Annotated in this window: 21 protein-coding genes; 11 read left to right on the forward strand and 10 right to left on the reverse strand. The window is 55.7% G+C overall.

Annotated features, from left to right (window positions below; all coding sequences use genetic code 11):
* Positions 1-8 precede the first annotated feature (8 nt).
* Complete coding sequence (locus LG290_RS01830) at positions 9-515, forward strand: hypothetical protein (protein WP_160417619.1); 507 nt, start codon at positions 9-11, stop codon at positions 513-515.
* Here the strand turns inward: LG290_RS01830 and LG290_RS01835 are convergent.
* The 7 genes from LG290_RS01835 to LG290_RS01865 all read right to left on the reverse strand — a co-directional run bounded on the left by LG290_RS01835 (position 512) and on the right by LG290_RS01865 (position 4,749).
* Positions 512-1,483 carry an NAD(P)H-quinone oxidoreductase gene (locus LG290_RS01835; RefSeq protein ID WP_499836002.1) on the reverse strand — a complete coding sequence of 324 codons (972 nt, stop codon included), beginning with the start codon at positions 1,481-1,483 and terminating at the stop codon, positions 512-514. The two genes, LG290_RS01830 and LG290_RS01835, sit on opposite strands and share 4 nt — an antisense overlap.
* Positions 1,484-1,509: 26 nt before the next feature.
* Entirely contained in the window at positions 1,510-2,058 is a 549-nt protein-coding gene (locus LG290_RS01840; RefSeq protein WP_499836003.1) for an LOG family protein, read from the reverse strand.
* A gap of 16 nt (positions 2,059-2,074) precedes the next feature.
* The gene (locus LG290_RS01845) at positions 2,075-2,608 is read right to left on the reverse strand and encodes a DUF501 domain-containing protein (RefSeq protein WP_499836004.1); all 534 of its coding nucleotides are present in this window, start codon (positions 2,606-2,608) and stop codon (positions 2,075-2,077) included.
* Positions 2,580-2,906 carry a hypothetical protein gene (locus LG290_RS01850; RefSeq protein ID WP_499836005.1) on the reverse strand — a complete coding sequence of 109 codons (327 nt, stop codon included), beginning with the start codon at positions 2,904-2,906 and terminating at the stop codon, positions 2,580-2,582. Before LG290_RS01850 ends, LG290_RS01845 begins: the two co-directional genes overlap by 29 nt.
* A 43-nt stretch (positions 2,907-2,949) precedes the next feature.
* Positions 2,950-3,357, reverse strand: a complete 408-nt coding sequence (locus LG290_RS01855; protein WP_499836006.1) for an acyl-CoA thioesterase — start codon at positions 3,355-3,357, stop codon at positions 2,950-2,952.
* Between the two features lie 65 nt (positions 3,358-3,422).
* A complete protein-coding gene (locus LG290_RS01860; protein ID WP_499836007.1) occupies positions 3,423-4,241 on the reverse strand; it encodes a hypothetical protein in 819 nt (272 codons plus the stop codon).
* Between the two features lie 73 nt (positions 4,242-4,314).
* Positions 4,315-4,749, reverse strand: a complete 435-nt coding sequence (locus LG290_RS01865) for a hypothetical protein (protein ID WP_499836999.1) — start codon at positions 4,747-4,749, stop codon at positions 4,315-4,317.
* Between the two features lie 40 nt (positions 4,750-4,789).
* On the opposite strand from LG290_RS01865, the gene LG290_RS01870 reads away from it, so the two are divergent.
* Positions 4,790-5,950 carry a MalY/PatB family protein gene (locus LG290_RS01870; RefSeq protein ID WP_499836008.1) on the forward strand — a complete coding sequence of 387 codons (1,161 nt, stop codon included), beginning with the start codon at positions 4,790-4,792 and terminating at the stop codon, positions 5,948-5,950.
* A gap of 14 nt (positions 5,951-5,964) precedes the next feature.
* Here LG290_RS01870 and LG290_RS01875 read toward each other — a convergent pair whose 3' ends face one another.
* Complete coding sequence (locus tag LG290_RS01875) at positions 5,965-6,915, reverse strand: tetratricopeptide repeat protein (RefSeq protein ID WP_499836009.1); 951 nt, start codon at positions 6,913-6,915, stop codon at positions 5,965-5,967.
* Between the two features lie 258 nt (positions 6,916-7,173).
* Between LG290_RS01875 and LG290_RS01880 the strand changes: the two genes are divergently transcribed.
* Genes LG290_RS01880 through LG290_RS01895 form a run of 4 tightly spaced genes read left to right on the forward strand, consistent with a single transcriptional unit; the run spans position 7,174 to position 14,321 of the window.
* Positions 7,174-7,563, forward strand: coding sequence for a response regulator (locus tag LG290_RS01880; RefSeq protein WP_499836010.1), 390 nt, complete (start codon positions 7,174-7,176; stop codon positions 7,561-7,563).
* Entirely contained in the window at positions 7,556-9,223 is a 1,668-nt protein-coding gene (locus LG290_RS01885) for a diguanylate cyclase (RefSeq protein ID WP_499836011.1), read from the forward strand. Before LG290_RS01880 ends, LG290_RS01885 begins: the two co-directional genes overlap by 8 nt.
* 56 nt (positions 9,224-9,279) lie before the next feature.
* Positions 9,280-12,525 carry a PAS domain-containing protein gene (locus tag LG290_RS01890; RefSeq protein WP_499836012.1) on the forward strand — a complete coding sequence of 1,082 codons (3,246 nt, stop codon included), beginning with the start codon at positions 9,280-9,282 and terminating at the stop codon, positions 12,523-12,525.
* Positions 12,525-14,321: a sensor histidine kinase gene (locus LG290_RS01895; RefSeq protein WP_499836014.1), complete on the forward strand. Its 1,797-nt coding sequence runs from the start codon at positions 12,525-12,527 to the stop codon at positions 14,319-14,321. Before LG290_RS01890 ends, LG290_RS01895 begins: the two co-directional genes overlap by 1 nt.
* A 49-nt stretch (positions 14,322-14,370) precedes the next feature.
* On the opposite strand, the gene LG290_RS01900 is transcribed toward LG290_RS01895, so the two are convergent.
* A complete protein-coding gene (locus LG290_RS01900) occupies positions 14,371-14,832 on the reverse strand; it encodes a DsrE family protein (RefSeq protein ID WP_499836015.1) in 462 nt (153 codons plus the stop codon).
* Positions 14,833-15,101: 269 nt separating this feature from the next.
* On the opposite strand from LG290_RS01900, the gene LG290_RS01905 reads away from it, so the two are divergent.
* The 4 genes from LG290_RS01905 (at position 15,102) to LG290_RS01920 (ending at position 18,452) form a co-directional block, all read left to right on the forward strand.
* Entirely contained in the window at positions 15,102-15,467 is a 366-nt protein-coding gene (locus LG290_RS01905; RefSeq protein WP_499836016.1) for a DODA-type extradiol aromatic ring-opening family dioxygenase, read from the forward strand.
* A 166-nt stretch (positions 15,468-15,633) separates the two neighbouring features.
* Positions 15,634-16,404, forward strand: coding sequence for a MauE/DoxX family redox-associated membrane protein (locus LG290_RS01910; RefSeq protein WP_499836017.1), 771 nt, complete (start codon positions 15,634-15,636; stop codon positions 16,402-16,404).
* A gap of 18 nt (positions 16,405-16,422) precedes the next feature.
* A complete protein-coding gene (locus LG290_RS01915; RefSeq protein ID WP_499836018.1) occupies positions 16,423-17,763 on the forward strand; it encodes an APC family permease in 1,341 nt (446 codons plus the stop codon).
* A 212-nt stretch (positions 17,764-17,975) separates the two neighbouring features.
* The gene (locus LG290_RS01920) at positions 17,976-18,452 is read left to right on the forward strand and encodes a CreA family protein (RefSeq protein WP_499836019.1); all 477 of its coding nucleotides are present in this window, start codon (positions 17,976-17,978) and stop codon (positions 18,450-18,452) included.
* Here the strand turns inward: LG290_RS01920 and LG290_RS01925 are convergent.
* Positions 18,424-19,326, reverse strand: a complete 903-nt coding sequence (locus tag LG290_RS01925) for an alpha/beta hydrolase (protein ID WP_499836020.1) — start codon at positions 19,324-19,326, stop codon at positions 18,424-18,426. The two genes, LG290_RS01920 and LG290_RS01925, sit on opposite strands and share 29 nt — an antisense overlap.
* A gap of 269 nt (positions 19,327-19,595) precedes the next feature.
* On the opposite strand from LG290_RS01925, the gene LG290_RS01930 reads away from it, so the two are divergent.
* On the forward strand, positions 19,596-20,537 hold the full coding sequence (locus LG290_RS01930; protein WP_499836021.1) for a DnaJ C-terminal domain-containing protein: 942 nt from the start codon (positions 19,596-19,598) through the stop codon (positions 20,535-20,537).
* Positions 20,538-20,539 lie beyond the last annotated feature (2 nt).

Consider the following 20,539-nt stretch of genomic DNA (forward strand, 5'->3'; position numbering starts at 1 on the left):
GGTATCCCGTGTTCGAGACGCTACCAACAGTGCTGGATATTGAAGCGTCCGGATTCGGGCGTGGCAGTTATCCCATTGAAATCGGCCTGGCAAGAGCTGATGGAAGTAGCTGTGCCTTCCTGATTCAGCCATTGGATGAGTGGACGCATTGGGATCCCAAGGCTGAATTGTTGCATGGCATCGCTCGAGAACGTTTGGTACGCGAAGGTTATCCGGTGCGCCAAGTGGCGTGTTGGATCAATGATGAAATGGAGGGTATAGACAAGGCCTACAGTGACAGCTGGGGGTATGACAACACTTGGCTATCCTTGCTATTTCACCATGCTGGCATGTTGCCGCATTTTCGTCTCGAGGCGCTACGCATCTTGCTCAATGAAGCGCAGCAGGCCATGTGGAGTGACACCAAGGAAGCCATCATTACCGAATGTGGCATCCATCGTCACCGGGCTGGCGAAGATGCCCGGCTGCTGCAATTGACCTATCAGCGAACCTGCAAGTTGATCGAGAATGATTAACCCTCGCCGTTGATGCAAAGCAGTACCTTGCCGATGTTAGCGTCTTGCTGCAGATACTGATGAGCGGCCTCAGCGTCTTCGATTGACCAAGTGCGATCCACCAGTGGCTTGAGTTCGCCAGTCGTCAAACGTGGCCAGACGTGAGAATAGAGAGCATCCAGGATGGCACCCTTGGCAGCGGGTGGCTTGGCCCGTAATGTTGAACCAATGAAGCGCTGGCGTTTCATCAACATGCGGCCCATGTCCAACTCGGCATTTCTACCGCCCATCAGCCCGATCAGCACCAATCGCCCATCGGCATTGAGCACCTTTTGATTATCCGCCAGGTAGCTCGCGCCCACCGTATCCAGAATCACGTCCGCGCCGCCCCACGATTTGACCGCCTCGACAAAGCTCCCATCATGGCGATTCCAGCCAGCATCCGCCCCCAAGGCACGGCAAGCCGCAAGCTTTTCTGCGCTGCCGACGGTGACAAAACAAGGATGCTCGAAGGCACGGCATAGCTGAATGGCAGCGGTGCCCACCCCACTGGCGCCCGCGTGTAGAAGCACTCGCTCATGAGTGCGCAAGTTGCCTTCCATAAAGAGATTGAGCCAGGCGGTGGCAAACACTTCGGGTAGGGCGGCAGCATCGCGCAAGCTGATCGCGGGCGGCAGGGGAAGCACCTGCCGGGCATCGACCACCACTTCTTCGGCGTAGCCGCCACCGGCAAGCAGCGCACACACCCGGTCACCGGGACGAAAGCGACTAACATCGGAGCCTGTTTCCATGACGCTGCCGCTGACTTCCAGGCCCAGGATTTCGCTAGCGCCCGGGGGCGGTGGATAGTGGCCCGCACGTTGCATCAGATCAGCGCGATTGACGCCCGCCCAAGCCACGCGAATTCGCACCTCTTGAGCAGCCGGGCCGCTGGGCGCCGCAACCTCGCGCCAGGCAAGCTGCTGATTATCTATGCAGATGGCATACATGGCACACACTCCTTGTTTAAGCAGGATCAGCCTCGCAGATGGCTCTCCAGGGCGTCAAGCAGGGTACGAGGCGTTTCCGCATCCATCAGCATGTCGCGGGTAGTCGTGGCCATGAAGCCTTGCGTTACCGTGGCATCCAAAAAGGCCAAGAGCGGCGTGTAGAAGTCGTTGATATTGAGCAGAGCCAACGGTTTGTCATGCAGCCCCAGATAACCCCAGGTCCAGACTTCAAACAATTCTTCGAAGGTGCCGATGCCGCCAGGCAACGCAACGAAGGCATCCGCATGAGCCGCCATACTGGCTTTGCGCTCATGCATGTCGGTAACGCGAATCAACCGAGTCAGGCCCAGGTGCGCCTGTTCACGTTCAACAAGATGCGTCGGCATCACCCCGGTAACCTCACCTCCGGCTTCCAGCACGCTATTGGCCAGCTCCCCCATCAGCCCGATGCGCGCACCGCCGTAGACCAAGGTATGCCCGCGCTCGACCAGGCTGTGGCCGAGAGTTCGCGCTGTTTGGCGAAACTCCGGGTCGTGGCCCTCCCGGGAGCCTAGATACACACAGATTCGCGACATGGTGATAGCTATCCTTTCAAGGCAAGCAGTGAGTGACAGGGTAGTGTGCGTCCATCCATTGACCGATGACATTATCAGCCGGGCTATTACTGCCCAGATGATGGGCGTACTGGGTATGCAGGCAGCGTACCTGATCCCAGTTACTGATGCCGCCGATTCCCCGTTGGGTCAATACTTGGGTATAACCTAAGCGTGCCACCTCGGCTTTTTGTGGCCCGCTCATGAACGCCCAGCGGCTGGCTACGTAAGCATGATGGCTTTGATGATAAGTCGCCAGAAAGTCAGGTTCCTGTTGCAGGCGTTGTTCCAGTTGCTTGATCACTCCATCGGCTTCAATGTGTGAAATTTCGACCTTCAAGCGCTCAGAACACAGCCAGTACAGGGTAGGAAACGGCTTGTCATCGATAATGGGTGCCATACGCAGCACCAGCGGCGTGCCGCTATCATCGGTGGCGGCGACGGCCTCTATGCCGCGTGGGGCACGGCCCAGCTGTTCAGCGATGATCGCCAACTGACGGGCATCAGGAACTTGATTGGTTCGAATCACCATCGTTGGAGTCTCTTACAAACTTGTTGGAACGCCCGACGGCGCGAAAGAAACAGCGATTAAGCTGCTCGGGACTGGCAATGTATTGCCAATGACGCTCCGCATAGTCCGCTGCGCGCGCCATCAGCACATCATAAAGGCGATTGAACGGGGAGTCATAATCGTAGGGATCGGCACCGAACAAGCGGATATGCGGGTAATCGGCGAAGCGCTCCATGAAAAAACGTTCCAGATCGGCCTCGACAGCGCGATGCAACGGCGTGTTATCGGGGTCTAGCCACAAGGTGTAACGAATCGCCATGTGCGGCTCCTGCATGGCCCCGGTTTTCCGGGGCGAAGATAGCTTAGAGAGATGCCGGTGCCTTCTGGAGGTGTGCTTCAAGTGCTTGACGCAACTCGCCTTCGATGGGGACGGAACATTTTGCCTGGTGATCGTAGTGCACCATCACAGCGTGGCCAAGATTGGTCAGCTTGCCGTGTTGGCGTGCCTCCTGGGTGACCACAAAGGAGCTATTGCCCAGCCGGGTCAAATAGGTACGAAGTTCGATGTCATGACCGTAAAACAGTTCGGCGCGGTAGTCGATTTCCATGCGCGCAATGATCAGGCGCCATTTTTTGGGATCAAGGTCCGGGGTAAACAGTTTGAAGAGATCGTTGCGGGCCAGCTCGAACCATGCCGGCAAGCGCGTGTTGTTGATATGGCCCAGCGCATCGGTGTCGTAGAAGGCAGGCTCGATGGTGCGTGTGAACATAGGGAGATTGTCCTTGTTATGAATGGCGTCACAGGCGCTCAGGATTACCCCAAGCAAACGCTTGGTCAAGTATTGCCATTGGCCAGGCGCAAGGTTCTCCACGCCTGAAAGCGCATCCAGCCCCAAAGCCACAGGGTCGCCACGCTAAACCCGACAAGCGTTCCCCATACCAGTCCCAGAGACGAGTAGGTGAGTGAGACGCAGAGGGTATAGCTCAGCAACGATCCCAGGCCCATCGGGTAATGCTTGATCACCGTGGCTACCGGTGCCGCGCCGTGGCTCAAATGCAAGATCAGCAGGAACGGAAACATCGTGACCGGAAACGCAGCCAGCACGCCGGCCCAGGCGGGAGGCAGCCAGTGCGCCAGGCCAGTAATGGTAAAGATGATCAGCGTCGCGAGAGCCGCTCTCAGGCCCAGTGCCTGCCATGAAAAGACTCGGCTGGCGTTGACTCGGGCCTCGGGCACTTGACGATAAAGCCAACTGAAAAGACCGATAGCGGCCAGCGTGAACAGGGTGCCACTCAAGCGGGTAAAGCTGAATTGGGTCAATATCAGGCTCATCGCCAGCCAGGCGGCAAGCCCTCCCGCGCTACCGGCAACCAGCCCCTTGAGGCCATCTTGCCGCCCGCAGAGTAGGTAACCGCCCCCCAAGGCCAGGGTGGCAGTGAAGCCGGCCAGGGTATGCACGGCACTTTGGGTGGCGAACTGAGGCGAGATTTCCAGGCCGATGAAAAATAACGCCAGGGCGGTGCCCAAGGGGTAGCCTGCCAACAAGCCTGCCACACGCGGGCTGACCCTGACCGCCACCGCACCGAGCCCCAGCACCAAGGCGATAGACACGCACAATTTGGCCAATTGCCAACCGAGGGGAACATCTGCCACTGTTTTAATCCTTTTATAACGTGCTCTTGTGACGGGCTCTTGTGACGGGCTCTTGTAGAGGCTACGTCGATTGCTAAATCAGCCGTAGCCCTTGCTGGTCGGCCCATGCCGCTTCCAAAGGCTCAGCCAGAGGTGCTTGCAAGTGCTCGGGCAAAGCCGCTCTGGCGGTATCGATATCGCTGAACTGACGGTTGCGCAGCCAGCAGTAAGCCCAGGCAAAGGCTTCCGCTTCGCTGTAAGGCACTGGGCGAGCGGGCATCTGATTGAGCAGAAATACCGCGGTACAGGGTGCCCACAACGGGATATCGTGAGCTTCCGGGGCCTGGCTCCAGGTAACCAGGGTCTCACCGCTGGGAGTGCTCTCGGGTTCGGCAAGTTTGGCAACGCGTGCGGTTTCCGCAAGTAGCAACGCCAGTCGGTCATTATCGGCCTGGCCCACTGTCAACCATTGGTGGAGCAGGGCCGGCAGACCTCGGCGCACCTTGGCATAGAAGTCACTTTGCGGCATCGTCGACTGCATCTCTATATCCCTTTAGCGAGGAAGGTTCATGGAATTTGATTTTGCCACGCCTGTCGAGCGTCGCCACCCTGAAGGCCGTTGGCCTTCTCAGAAATGGCACCGTTATTCAGAGGATATCCTTCCCCTGTGGGTGGCGGACATGGATTTTCGCTCACCGCCGGCAGTGGTCGACGCCTTACAGCAACGAGTGGCTCATGGCGTCTACGGTTATGGCGAAGTGCCGGATTCGCTCAGGCAGACACTCTGTGAGTGGAGTGCCCACCATTATGACTGGAAAATCGCGCCTGAGTGGCAGCAGTGGCTGCCCGGTGTGGTGCCCGCCTTGCACCTGGCCAGCCGGGCGTTGACCCAGCCGGGCGAGGGGGTATTGACCCTTACCCCCATTTACCCACCCTTTCTCGACGTTGCCGCTCGTACCGGACGTTTATCCCAGCAAGCCGCCATGGCGCCGCCCGCTCATTCTGGCGAGCCATGGCGCCTGGATCTCGATGCGCTGGAAACCGCCATAACCCCGGCGACTCGTTTGTTGCTATGGTGCCAGCCCCACAACCCCACCGGCCGTGTATGGCGTCAAGCCGAGCTCACCGGTTTAGCCGAATTGGTGGAGCGCCATGATTTATGGGTGATCTCCGATGAATTGCATTGTGACCTGCTGCTCGAGGAGGGCGCTCGCCACCAGCCGCTGGCCGCGGCCTTTCCCGCGCTGGCGAAACGCATCGTGACACTCTGGGCACCGTCCAAGACGTTCAACCTGGCCGGGCTGACCACCGCCTGCGCAATTATTCCTGATGAGCACTTGCGAAAGCGTTTTGCTGCGGCCTCCAAGGGATTGTTGCCGGATGGCAATGTGCTGGGGTTGGTGGCGGCAGAAGCCGCGTATCGCCACGCCGAGCCATGGCGCCAGGTGTTGCTCAAGGTACTAAGGGATCATCGAGACACCTTGGATAAACGAGTGCAGACTTGGCCTGGGGTCAGCATGAGTACACCGCAAGCCACCTATCTGGCCTGGCTGGACATGCGCCAGGCCGGATTGGGAGACTGCCCGCAGAAAACATTGCTCAAGCAAGCCGGGGTGGCACTTTCCGATGGCGCGGCGTTCGGCGCGCCGGGGTTCGTGCGCCTCAACTTCGGCACCACCGCCGTTCAGTTGGAAGCGGCGTTGGCGCGTCTGGATCACCTACTGCGCTGAACCTGTTTAAAGGCTCAATACATCATGGTAAACAGCTTGCGGCGGTAGGCGACGGTCAGGGGATGATCGGCCCCCAGTGCATCGAATACCTGTAGCAGCATCTTGCGCGCCGCATCGTCGTTGTAGCCACGGTCCTGCTTCATCAGGGTAAGCAGGCTCTCCAGGCCAGCTTCATAATCGCCGTCGGCGACTTGGCGCAAGGCGCGCTGGAATTGCGCCTCGCTATCGTCACGGCCTTGCATGGCGTCTATCTCGGCATGAGAAAGCGCCTGCTCGCCGAAGGCGATACTGGCGCGTACACCACGCGCCGCCGGTGCCTCGCGCTCTTCCGGCGGCAGGTTGTCCAATAAACTGCGCGCATCTTCCGTCAAGCCTTCAGCAACCAGGGCGCGAGCCAAGGCCACTTGATAGGCGTAATGCTCGGGGTATTGCGCGACAAGCTGCTGATAAATTTCGCGTGCGGTCGCGGCGTCGCCTGCAGCAAGCGCTTTGGCAGCCTGGTCTTCCGGGCTGGGCGGGACATCTTCCGGAGCGGGGAAATAGCGTGCCAGCCACTCGCGAATCTGTTTTTCCGGCAAGGCTCCCTGGAAACTGTCCACCAGGCCGCCTTGGCTGACCAGCTTCACATCCGGCACCGAACGAACCCCTAACTGGCTGGATATTTCCGGATTGGCTTCCACGTCCAGCTTTGCCAGCAGGAAGGCGCCGTTATATTCGATGGCGAGCTTTTCCAGAATCGGGATCAAGGTCTTGCAGGGTTCGCACCAGGGAGCCCAGCAATCCAGTAGCACCGGTACCTGCATCGAGGCTTCGAGCACTTGCTGAATATTACCGGCATCCAGCTCGATGATGACATCTTCAGCGCGCAATGGCGCCGCATCGGCGGCGGGTTGAGTCGACGCCTCCTTGGGTGAGACCTGGGGTGAGGAAAGCGGCTCACCCGTACGGGGATCAACAATGGGCATGATAGGACCTTGCACAGAAATGGATTTGGTCTGGATATGCAGGCGATAGCGGCCGGATTCAAGGGTGAGGCTTTTTTCAACGGCACCACAGGTTTTTGGAAAGTAAATTTACATAAAGATACGTTCTAATTGTTTAGGTTGTTTTATTGTCATTTTTCCGGCCGTTTGGTTATTTTGGCTTAGTGGTGCCGATCAGGCTTATGAGCGGTAGGATGCTAGCCGATGGTAGCCAGCTGCTTTGGGAAGGGATGAATACTGATGACAGTTTTGCAGCGCGTATTGTACGTTGAGGACGACCCGGATATCAGTGAGATTGCCGCGCTGGCACTGGAGGCTGTAGGAGGCTTGACGCTCAAGGGCTGTGAGTCGGGTCATGAGGCGTTGGCCGAGGTCGACAGCTTTGCGCCGGACCTCATCTTACTGGATGTCATGATGCCCGGGATGGATGGCCCGGAAACGTTGGAGGCATTGCGCCGGCAGGGTTCAGTCACTTCAAATACGCCTGTGGTATTCGTGACGGCCAAGGTACATCCAGAAGACTTAAGCCGTTATCAAGAAATGGGGGTGATCGACGTAATTTCCAAGCCGTTTGACCCCATGACGCTTGCCAATGAATTACGTGCCATCTGGGAGCGTTTCCATGCCTGAGCAGAACGATCCGTCCGACCTTGAATCACGCATGACTTCGCTGCGGGCCGCCTATCGCCAGCGTCTGGTCAAGGATTTGGCTGAAATCGAATCGGTGGTAAGGCGTCTGCGGCCCGGCGCCGACAATAGCGAGGCGCTTGGCTTTCTGCATCACGCCTTGCACAAACTGGCAGGGTCGGCCGGCACCTTCGGCTTTGATAAACTGGGGCGACAGGCAAGGCAGCAGGAACAGGAAATCGAGCATTGGAAACAACGACTCAGCGGTTCGATAGGCGCGTTTGAGGTAACACAGCTCGGCCACTGGCTCGGGCGACTCAACGCCAGCCTTAGAGCCGACGAGATAAGTGCGGGTACCATGGCAGTGGAGTCACGCTCGGAAAAGGAAGGGGATAAACAGACCATCTGGCTGATCGAGCGCGATCGGATGCTGGCGGATTACATGGCCCAGCAACTGCGTAGTTTCGGCTTTGTTGTGCGGCATTATCTGAATGTCGAGCAGATAGAAGGCATCGATGATGAACAGCCAGATCTATTGTTGGCGGATCATCGCGCAAGCAACAACGGCGATGCCTTGCGCCAAGAACCGGTCACATTTTGGCAGGAGCGCCTGGCGCGATATCTCTGTCCGATCATCTTTACGGCGGGAGAAGAGAATTATACCTCACGGCTGACTGCCGTTCGCAGCGGTGCTGAGGGGTATTTCGTCAAGCCGATCGATGTGCCTCAGTTAGCCGCCCATGTCGCGCAGCTGCTCAAATCCGGCGATCAATCGCCGGAGCGGGTGTTGATTGTTGAAGGCGACCAAGCGCTGGCCGAGAGCTGTGTCGCCGTGTTGGCGCAGGCGGGTATGCAAGCTCGGTGCATTCACGATCCGCGGCACCTGATCCAAATCGCCAGTGAGTTTTCTCCCGAACTGATCCTGATGGATCTTCAGCTGCCGGGAGCGACGGGTGCTGAGCTGGGGATGATGCTTAGGCAGTTCGAGCGCTGGCAGCACCTGCCGATCATTTATCTGTCATCAGCGTCTTGTCAGTACCAGCGGGAAGAAGCCTTGATGCGCGGCGGCGATACCTTTCTGGAGAAGCCGGTGGATGCTCGGCTTCTGGTCAACACCTGCCGTGCCCGCGTGCAACGCGTGCGCAAGCTTGAAGAGGCGATGATCCGCGATGGACTGACTGGCCTGCTCAAGCACGCCAGCATCAAGGAAGCCCTAGCGGCGGAGTGGCGTTCAGCCCAGCGTAGCGGTAATCCTTTCAGTGTCGTCATGCTCGATATCGACCACTTCAAGTCGGTCAATGACACTCATGGGCATGCCGTGGGCGATTTGGTTATCAGTGCCGTGGGCACCTTGCTGCGCCAACACTTTCGCAGCACGGACCGGCTCGGTCGATATGGCGGTGAAGAATTTGCCCTGGTGCTACCAAACTGCGAGGTAGACGTTGCTGCCAGGTTAGTCGATAGCTTGCGAGATTCCTTTGCGGCGATTCAATTCGTGGGCGGCAATGATTTTTCCTGCACGCTATCGGCGGGTGTTGTCGATAACCAGCAATTGCCGGAAGGGCACGCAGGCGAGTTGCTTGAAGCCGCCGACAACGCGCTCTATCAGGCTAAAAATGCAGGGCGTAACCGAGGCTGTATCGCCCTGCCAAAAAGTGCGTGAAAACAAGTGCCTGAAAAACAATAAAAACAGGTGTCATGCTAAAACGAGGTCGTTTCATGCAAGAGCCAGCAATACCTGAGGACGAGCCTGCCCGACAGCAGGCGTTGGATGAAACCGGCTTGATCGACTCGAAAACCGAAGAACGTTTCGATCGTTTGACGCGTATGGCCTTGCGTCACTTTTCTTTGCCTATCGCCTTACTGACGCTGGTGGATGCTGAGCGGCAATGGTTCAAGTCCTGCCAGGGGCTGAATGTACTCGAAACGTCTCGAAATATTTCTTTTTGTGGGCACACCATTTTATTCGATGAGCCATTGTTGGTGGAAAATGCCCTCGAAGATGAGCGCTTTGCCGATAATCCCTTGGTACAGGGCGAGCCAAACATTCGTTTCTACGCCGGCATTCCCCTGCATGCCGCCTCCGGCCATCGCATCGGTACGTTTTGTATTATCGATCGCCAGCCAAGGACTTTTTCTGAAAAGGATGTTGAAGCGCTGCGTGACTTTGCCGGCGCGATCGAAGATATGATGCTCGCCGACGTGCTGGAGCGTCAGGCTCGCTCTTCGATACAGCACGCACTAGTGGACAATGAGCGGCGCGCGCGGTTGGTGATCGAAGGAACTCGGGTAGGCACCTGGCAGTGGAACGTCCAGACAGGTGAAACCGTATTTAACGAACGCTGGGCCGAGATCACAGGTTACACACTCAGCGAGTTGGCACCGATTTCTATCGAGACCTGGTTGAGTCTTGCCCACCCTGACGACCTGGCTCACTCCGAGACGTTGTTGAAGGAACATTTTTCGGGCGAGACGAGTGAGTACGATTGCAAGGCCCGGATGCGTCATCGCGACGGACATTGGGTTTGGGTGCATGACCGTGGGCGTCTGTTCGAGTGGACCCCGGACGGTCAGCCGCTATTGATGTTCGGCACCCATGCCGATATCACCGCAGAGGTCGAGGCCGAGCAGGCGCTTGTTGCAAGTCGAAATGAATACGCCTCCCTGGTGGCTAACATGCCTGGCATCACCTATCGGTGCCTGCCGAATGAATGCTGGACCATGCTCTACATGAGCGATCAGGCGGAACGCGTCACTGGGTACCCAGCCGCCCACCTGATCGATAATGTCCAACTCAGTTACGCGGAACTCGTTCATCCAGACGATACCGCTCGACTCGATACCGTCATTCGGAATGCCATGCGTTTGGGTGAAGAATGGCACCTTGAGTATCGTATTCAACATCGTGACGGTCGCTGGCGCTGGGTGGAGGAAAGGGGCCGGTCTCATGTTGAGGAGAATGAGCAGGGGGCGGTACTGGAAGGATTTATTATCGATATTACCCGCCAATACGAGGCCAGGGAGCAACTGGCTCACAACCATGAAGCATTGAGTCTGTTGAATCAGATCGCCTTTAACATCGAAGGTGATCTGGACGAGCGTATCAATCGGGCCCTATTGCTCGGGCGCGACTACCTTGGCATGGCGGTGGCTATCGTCAGCCAGATCGAAGCCGATGATTACATCGTTCGCTGGTGCGATACCACACAGGATTTCGCGTTGGCTCAAGGCCAACGCTTTTCGCTTGGGCAGACCTACTGCCAACTGACACTGGATCATGTGGGTGAACTTGCCATCAAGCACATGAATCGTTCGCCTTTTCACGGGCATCCCTGCTACCAGGCTTTTGCCCTGGAATCTTATGTGGGTATTGAGATTGAGGTTGAGGAAAAGTGTTTCGGTACACTGAGCTTTTCCTCTGCGCAGCCTCGTGAGGAAAACTTCAGTGATAGTGAGTTGCTATTCGTTCGCCTATTGGCACGCTGGTTGAGTGATACGCTGCGGCATTATTTCTCCAATGAGCGCTTGAACAAGCTGCTTGCCCAGGTGCCGGGAATGATCTATCAGTTCAGGCGCTTTCCTGGGGGGCGTGTCTGCTTTCCTTTTAGTTCGCCTGGCATTCAAATGATCCATGGCATCTCGCCCGAGTCAGCGGCCGCCGATGCCGGCTCAGCATTCGAGCGCATCCATCCTGATGATCTCCACAGTGTTGCTGAATCCATAGAGCACTCGGCAGAGACCCTGCAGACCTGGGCGGCACAATATCGGGTGCAAAATAGCAACGACGCCGGCTATCGCTGGGTGTCGGGCCAGGCACGCCCCGAACGTCTTACCGATGGAAGTGTGCTTTGGCATGGCTACATCCAGGATATCAATGAGCGTAAACAGGTCGAGTTGGCGCTGGAGTGCAGTGAAGCCAGGCTACGCAGCCTATTTGAGTTTGCACCTATCGGGATTGCACTCAATGACTTGGAAACCGGGCAGTTTATAGAGCTGAACGACGCCTTGGTTGCGCCGTCAGGCTATAGCCGAGAAGAGTTTTCCCGTTTGAGCTATTGGGATATCACGCCTCAGGAATATACAGCCGAAGAAGAGGACATCCTTAAAAGCCTGGAAATCTTGGGCCGCTACGGACCCTTTGAAAAAGAATATATTCGCAAGGACGGCACACGTTACCCGGTGCGTCTGCAAGGGATACTCAGCTACGATCCTGACGGTCGTCGAGTGGGCTGGTCCTTGATTGAGGATATCTCGGAGCGAAAGAAGCTTGATCAGATGAAGGATCAATTCATCGCCACGGTCAGCCACGAGCTGAGAACGCCGTTGACGTCGATCAGTGGCTCGCTAGGGCTGTTGTTGGGGGGTGCCGGTGGCGTGTTGTCTGACAAGGCGGAGCGATTGCTTGAGATTGCGCAACGTAATAGCCAGCGCCTTGCCATACTGATCAATGACTTGCTTGACATGGAAAAGTTGGTGGCGGGCAAGATGCCCATGCACCTGGAGGTGCAAGCCTTGATGCCTATCATCGATGAGGCACTGGAAGCCAATGCCGACTACGGCAGCCAGTACGGTGTGATTCTCCAACCACCTGACCAACGACCGGATGTCGCCGTGAAAGTTGATCGTCAGCGGCTGGTCCAGGCGCTTTCCAATCTACTGTCCAATGCCATCAAATTTTCTCCCGATCATGGTGTGGTCGACGTGCAGGTATCCATCGATGCGCATCAGGCGCTTATTAACGTGCGCGACCATGGCCCCGGTGTCGATGCCTTATTTCGAGACAAACTTTTTAAGCGGTTTTCCCAAGCCGATAGTGGGGATAAACGCAAGTTGCCGGGTACTGGCCTGGGGCTTGCCATTACGCGGGAAATCATGGAACAGATGAATGGGGCAGTCGACTATCAGGAGGCTGACGGTGGTGGCAGCTGTTTCTGGATACGCTTGCCTTGTCGGGAAAACGTCTGATGTTATTGCGCAATCGAATCATCCTGATCATATGCTTGGCCAGTGGGCTGACCATGACCGCCATGATGGTCACGGTTTATCAACTTCTATTAGACGATTATGAATCTTTGGTTGCCGAACATGAGTCAAGCAGCCTTGCAGACCTATCCCATCAAGTCGAACAAGGGTTGCAGCAGAGTCTTATCGCGCTGGAATCCGTCTCATGGCGTCTCGTCGATAGCAATACCGGTACCTTGTATCCTCTCAAGGAGCTGGAGGCGATCATGCAGCAAAGCAGGCTGGCAAACGACCGCTTTCCCGATGGCCTGCTGATCTTCGATGCTGACGCCACCGCAATCGCCGAGAACATACATGTGCCGGGGCGTCTAGGAACCAATTACGCAGATCGGGCACATTTCAGGCGGCTTTTCAAAAGCGGTGGGCCTATCATTTCTGAGCCGATTATAGGACGAACCACAGGGTTACCCCTGCTCTCCTTTCTTGTCCCGGTACTTTCCGATGAGGGGAAGCGCCTCGGGATCGTAGGGGGGGTTATAGATTTGTCGAAAAATAACATTCTCCCGGAGGGTATCGACGAAAATTGGCAAGATGACAATACCTTTCTCATTGTCGACGTCAATAACCGCTTGTTTGTCTCGATGCAGCAAAAGTTCGACGAGGTGCAACCTTTACCTCCGCCAGGTCAGAACGCTCTGGTGGACGCGGCGTCGCGTAACCTGCATTCCGGCCAGGTAACCACGGCCGATAACCAGCGTTATGTCGTGGTGACACGCGAGCTGGCCGATTTAGGTTGGGTAATGCTACGAGCCATCCCTTATCAGCGAGCGATCGCCCCAGCGCTGAAATCCTTTGCTAATTTTTCCATTATTAGCCTATTTGTCGCCATCACCGTGGCTATGATCGGGTGGTGGGTGGCTCGTTCTTTGACGAGGCCCCTTGAATATATTGCCCAGCGTATCGACAGCATGGCCGACGATCCCAGTGAGGTGAGTATACTCACGGCAAAAGGTGGGCCGGAGATTCAATCGCTGACGCGTGCCATGAACCGCCTGGCAAAAGAGCGTCAGGCCGTGGATCGGCTCAAGGATGACTTCATCTCGAGTGTCAGTCATGAGCTGCGCACCCCGATGACCTCGCTCCATGGAAGCCTCAAATTGCTCAATGCGGGCGTGACTGGCGACTTGCCAAGCAAAGCGCGCTCGATGATCGAGTTGGCCTTGAGAAACTCCGAGCGTCTTCAGCTACTGGTGCGTGATCTTCTCGACTTCAATAAATTGATTTCGGGTAATATCGTGTTTGAACGTCACTCCTTTGCGTTAAGCGAACTCTTGCAGCAAGCAGTCAATGATATCGGCCCGATGGCTGCCGAATGTGGGATTCGTTTCGACATCCATGACGATCAGCACTTAGATGCGTGGGCGGATGCGCAGCGGTTACGCCAAGTCGTGGACAATCTTCTCAGCAATGCAGTCAAGCATTCTCCGCAGGGAGGTGAGGTTCGAATCACGATCGAACCAGCGTCACCTGAACGTGTTCGCGTGACGGTAAGTGATCAGGGAGGTGGCGTTCCCGATGAATTTTCTCCCCGGATCTTTGAGCGCTTTGCACAGGCTGATCGCGGCTCGAAACGTGCCGCCACGGGCACGGGACTCGGTCTTGCCATCGCCAGGGAGCTCATCATGCGAATGGACGGCGCGATTGGTTTTTACAATAACAAAGGGGCGAATTTCTGGTTTGAACTGCCCAAGGCTAGGAAACGCCAACAGGAATCACAAGAAGAAAGTACGCTTGGTTAATGCCTGATAACTGATCTCGCCAGACACACGCCGAGCGAGCGGTCACGTATCAGAAGTCGTAAACCGAGATGGACGGGTCACGCATCATCTCGGCCATCGTTCCTGGTGCTGCCACGCCTACGCCTTCTAACAACTCATCTTCGCCGTACTCAGCGTTAGGTAGATAGATGGCGCATACATCCACTGTTACTCCCTTGCCCATCAACATCTGCAGGAGTCCTTCCGGCTTGACCTGCTCCATCGAATGCCCGGGCGGTGTGTTGATCGCTTCGGCGCTGAAATAGCCATCAACGGCCAAGTTGCCAGCGGCATCACACAGCAAGACATGCAAATCGGTGCCTTGCTCGCGCATGGCGTTGCCTAAGATCATGGCCATGCTCTGGGTTTGGACGGCATCACTGGTGACGATCATCAACGCTTGATCTTCCGCATTGCCGTGATTATCGGCAACGGCAAGCGTCGGCAGGGCGAAAGCTGTCAGGGTTGCCGCCGCAAAGTGTGAATAACGCATTGTTTCTCTCCTCATAAAAAAACGCTAAAAGTGGTGGTGAAAGTAAAGAACGATGTGTTGTAGCGTAGACTTTAAGTATAACAAAATCATCTATGTTAATAACGTTAACTTGGAGGATGGCTAAGAAAGCAAAGAGCCATATGCGGTGCTTTGTCGCAAGAGGGAAATCATTCTGGAGGATAGTAAAGATAGTAACGTGAGCCCACCACCTGGAGCGAGGCTTCAACGCCAAGAGTAAAAATAGCGACATCCATTGGTGAACAGCCTGGATGCGCGCGCACATTGAGATTGGCCGTGCGCTACAAGCATTGGCGCATGAAAATATGCTGGTGATTGGTTCCGGTTTCTCGTTTCACAATATGCAGGCGTTTTTTGCGCCCCATACTTCAGAGATTCAAACGCGTAATCAGGCGTTTGAGGATTGGTTGGAAGCTACCTGTACCGATACGCGTATGGATGAGTCGGAGCGAGCCGAACGTTTAGCGCAATGGGAGGATGCTCCTCATGCTCGGTTTTGCCATCCTCGTGAAGAGCACCTTCTACCATTGCATGTCTGTTGTGGGCTGGCGGGAAGAGCCAGTGATGTTCGTATTTCTTCAATCATCCTCGGCAAAGAATCGGGAATGTTTCATTAGCGCTCGGCCCAGCGAAGCTAGACTATTCACGTCACTATGAGCTAGTGTTAAGTGATTGATGTTACTCGTCACAAACTTGCGACTGTATTCTAATTAAGATGATGGTGCTAAATAAGGAATTTCATATAGAAAATTGGGTTGGCATTTAAAAGGAGGGCAATATCCTATGGGCTTATCGACGACATCTTCTGCACCTAGTAAGACCGCACGTGTCTTCCGCATGAAGACAGAGGAACATCTCTGTCCTTTTGGCCTTAAAACTGTAGATCTGCTCAAGCGAAAAGGTTATCAGGTCGAGGATAATCTTTTGACCTCGCGTCAGGAAATTGAAGATTTCAAGGAAAAGGCTGAGGTCGATACCACGCCGCAAGTCTATATTGGGCAAGAGCGAGTAGGGGGTTATGAAGAAGTTCGTGCCTACCTTGGCTTGAGTGTTCCGGGTGATAAGGAGACAACCTATCGGCCTGTCATCGCTATCTTTGCCACCTCCTTGTTGATTGGCCTGGCGGTTAGCTGGGTAGATAGTGGTCCTCTCCTATCACTGCGAATGCTTGAGTATGCCATTGCCGCTGCCATAATCCTCTTGGGTCTTCAGAAACTGCAGGATGTTGAAAGCTTCAGCAATATGTTTCTCAACTATGATCTGCTGGCCCAACGGCATGTGCCCTATAGTTACGTTTATCCCTACGCCGAAACCTTGGCCGGTGTCTTAATGCTGGCCGGGGCGCTGATATGGTTTGCTGCTCCATTGGCGCTGTTTGTCGGCACTGTGGGAGCGGTATCAGTATTCAAAGCGGTCTACATCGATAAACGTGAGCTGAAGTGTGCCTGTGTCGGTGGGAATAGCAACGTCCCACTGGGGTTTGTATCGTTAACCGAGAATCTTGTAATGATAGGGATGGGTATCTGGATGCCACTCAAATCCTTCATCTTATAGCACTGGGGGGAGGCTTAGATGTCCAAATCAATGGATAGAACGCCACAATACAAACAAAATAGCCTCTCCCTAGTGGGCGCGATTGCCTTAGGGACGGGGGTCATGATTGGTGCTGGCATTTTTGCCTTGACAGGACAGATGGCCGAAATGACAGGGAAGCTTTTCCCTCTCGCTTTTTTGTCATCGGCGCTGATCGTAGCCTTCAGCGCATACTCTTACGTGAAGATGTCCAATGCCTATCCGTCAGCGGGTGGAATCGGCATGTACCTCCAGAAAGCGTATGGCCCGACACTGCCCACCGCTTTTCATGCACTTTTAATGTATTTTTCCATGGTGATTGCCCAAAGTTTCCTGGCGAGAACGTTTGGGTCCTACACGCTTGAGCTTTTCGATGCAGGAGATAGGTCGTTGCTCGTCCCTTCATTGGGTGTTGCACTACTGCTAACGGCATTTTTAATCAACCTTGCTGCCAATAAGTTAATACAAGGTGTTGCGTCAGTACTTGGGTTCATAAAGATTGGTGGGATTATCCTGTTCGGGGTGGTCGGTGTCATCGTCGCTGACTCCGTCGGCATGAAGACCTCGGCGTCGGCACCTGAAGCATCCTTTACGGGATTCCTGGGTGCTACCGCTTTGGGTATCTTGGCCTTCAAGGGGTTCACGACGATCACTAACAGTGGGTCAGAGATAAAAGATCCGCATAAGAACGTGGGCAGGGCGATAATGATATCGATCAGCCTTTGCGTCGTGATCTATGCATTGGTGGGGTTTGCGGTAGCAAGTAACCTTTCCCTGACTGAAATTATCGAAACACAGGATTACTCGCTAGCGGCTGCTGCGAGGCCGGCTCTTGGAGAGACCGCTGTCTGGTTCACCGTCATTCTTGCCATGCTGGCCACTGCGGGAGGCATCATTGCCAGTATATTTGCCGTCTCGCGAATGTTGGCAATGCTGACTGAAATGAAGCTGGTGCCGCATCGTCACTTTCACATGCCAGGCAGTATTCAGAAGCATACCTTGGTTTACACGGTCGTGCTTGGTTTGGTCTTGACAGCATTTTTTGATCTTAGCCGCATTGCTGCGCTTGGTATCATTTTCTATTTAATCATGGATATAGGCATTCATTGGGGAGTGTTTCGCCATCTTCGAAAAGAAATTGATGCAAATGCCTCTATATTAGTGATGGCTATATTGCTTGATGTAATCGTTCTGGCAGGTTTCCTTTGGGTGAAGGCTACGACAGATCCTCTGGTACTTATCGTTGCAGCGGTAATGATGGTGGTTATCTTTTTGGCTGAGCGACTCTTTCTGTTTAGCAAAGGATCCTACAGCTTAAGCGATAATACTCATTCTCATTGATCTTCAAAGAAGAGGCGTTCGTTCAACTGCCCATCGTCGATAGGACGAGCAGAGCCACTCGTACGGAACGGCTGGATTGTGGTAGGTCCTCACGAAACGTGCTCTGTCTTAGCCAATAATCCTGTGCAATTCACAGCCCAGCGACCTGAGCATCGGGTATGCTCTTGGCCTGTCCATCCCTCGGCTGGTCATTGCATAGGAGGCTACTACCCATGTTTTCCCCACGACATATGGCGAGCAGAGCGCTTGTTATCATATTTTTGCTGCTTCCGCCCGCGCTGCTTGCGCAGGACGCCCACATTGGCAGTGTACGGACGGAGTTCAAGCTACTTGGTCCGAACAGTACCATCGAAGTGGAGCGCTTCGATGACCCGAAGGTACAAGGCATCTCTTGCTATATTTCCTATTCCCAGATTGGCGGGATCTCGGGTGCGGTGGGACTTGCTGAGGAGGCCAGTGAGGCTAGCGTGGCATGCCGGCAGACCGGAGAGGTTGTCTTCGAGGCCGCCGAAGTGGAGCAGCAAGAGGTGATTTTTACTCAGCGTCGTTCTGTGCTTTTCAAGAACATGCGCGTAGTACGCATGCACGACACGCAAACCCAGACCTTCATATACCTGACGTACAGCACCAAGCTTGTCGATGGCTCGCCGAAGAACGCGATTACTGCCGTTCACTATGGCGATCTGTAATTGCCTGAGCCGGCGCGGCGCGTAAGAACGCCACCAGCTCATCGCCGTGGTGGACAAGGCTTGCGCTCAAGTCGTGCCCGCCTTCCACCAAGCGCAGCGTCACATTAGTTCTCCCGGCGCTCGCAAGTATGTGTGCATCATCAGGCGGAATCAGCGTATCACTCACGCCATGTACCAAGAGCACCGGGCAGCGAATCCTGCCCAGCGTATTCACTGGTGCGATTGCATCGAAGCGGTGGCCGATCACACGCTCGACGTAGCGCAGCACGTACCAGCCCAACGGGAAAAACGGCAGGCCTTTCTGCGCTAGCCAGCGGCGCATCATGCTATCCGGGTGGGCAAAGCTTGCCAGACTCACCACGGCGGCAATATCGTCGCGGCGTGAGGCGGCGAGAAGCGTAGCCGCCGCTCCCACCGAGTGGCCGATCAGCGCGGTGGGAAGCGCAGCTTGCGTCTGTTTCAACCAGGCAAGCGCCGCGTCGATATCTTCGGCAAAGCGCGGCATGGAAGAGAACGTATCGCTGTCGCTGTTGCCATGATTGCGGACATCAAATAGCAACACATTCCAGCCAGCTTCAAGCAACAGCGGTGCAAGTGGCAGTAGGGTGGCACGGTTCGCACCCCAGCCGTGTGTCAGCACCACATGGCCTTGAGGCGATGCCGTGGGTAGCCACCAGCCCTCCAGCCATCGTCCGCGTTGACTGGGAAAGCGTGCCGCTTCACCGTGTAATCGGTGTGCTTCCAGCGTTGTTGCCACCGGCTCCCTTGGGGCGGCAAGCTCTCGCTGCAGGCGGCGATGAAAGCGCCTCCGCAGCGTCACCCCTCCTGCAACACCGCCCGCCAATATGTTCGCCACATAAAACCATATGCTCACTTTCACCTCCTGATTCAAGCGGGAATTGTAGTTGCTGCAAGGCATAACGTTAGCTATATCGTGTCAGCTTGCTTCGCTTGAGCCCACATAAAAAAGCCACCGGAATCATCAGGGTGATGCCAAGAGCGCGAACACGAGATTTTCTTCCACTGCCAGCTCTCCTCCGTCATTTTCGACTAGACTTGAGTCAAACCGCTGGTTCCTTTCAGGAGTGGCACGGTTGTCATCGCGCTTCTGGATGGTCATGGTCTCTGTCGGAGCTTTTATAAGTGGAATTCAAGGATTACTACCAAGTGCTCGGGGTGGCGAAGACCGCGACGACCGAGGAAATCAAGAAAGCCTACCGCAAGCTGGCGCGTAAGTTTCATCCCGACGTCAGCAAGGAGCCCGAAGCCGAACAGCGTATGCAAGAGCTTAATGAGGCCAAGGCAGTGCTGTCCGATCCGGAGAAGCGTCTCGCCTATGACCAGCTGGCTCAGCAATATCGGTCGGGACAGGATTTTCAGCCGCCCCCTGACTGGGATGCGGGCTTCGAGTTTAGCGGGCGTGGTTTCGAGGAGGCTGATTTCGGTGAGTTCAGTGACTTCTTTGCCAACCTGTTTGGTCAAGGTAGCCGGGCAGGGCGAAGGGGCCGCAGCTATCAGATGCGCGGCGAGGACCGTCACGCCAAGATCAATATCGACCTGGCGGATGCTTTCCATGGCGCGACCCGGGCGATCACTCTGCAAGTGCCCGAGCTTGATGCGCAAGGCCATGTGGTTTCCAGGGAACACACCCTGAGCGTGCGTATCCCCAAGGGCGTCAAGGAGGGCCAGCATATTCGCCTGACGGGGCAGGGCAGTCCCGGTGTTGGAGGTGGCCCGGCGGGTGACCTGTATCTGGAAATTCACTTCACGCCGGATTCGCGTTATCGGGTCGAGGGGCGGGATGTACATCAAAGAGTACCGGTGACACCTTGGGAGGCCGCTCTGGGGGCCAGTATCGAAACCCCGACTCCCTCGGGAATGGTGAAGCTTAAGGTGCCTGCCGGGTCACAGACCGGTCGCAGATTGCGCCTGAAGGGGCGGGGTATCCCAGGGCTGGAGCCGGGTGATCTTTATGTGGAACTCGAGGTGGTACTGCCCCCGGCCGATACCGACAAGGCACGCGAACTGTATAAGACCATGGCGCATGAACTCGCTTTCGACCCGCGCCAACGCAGGGGAGGTTAGGA

The sequence above is a fragment of the Halomonas sediminis genome (assembly GCF_044871105.1).
GTDB classification, from domain to species: Bacteria; Pseudomonadota; Gammaproteobacteria; order Pseudomonadales; family Halomonadaceae; genus Vreelandella; species Vreelandella zhuhanensis.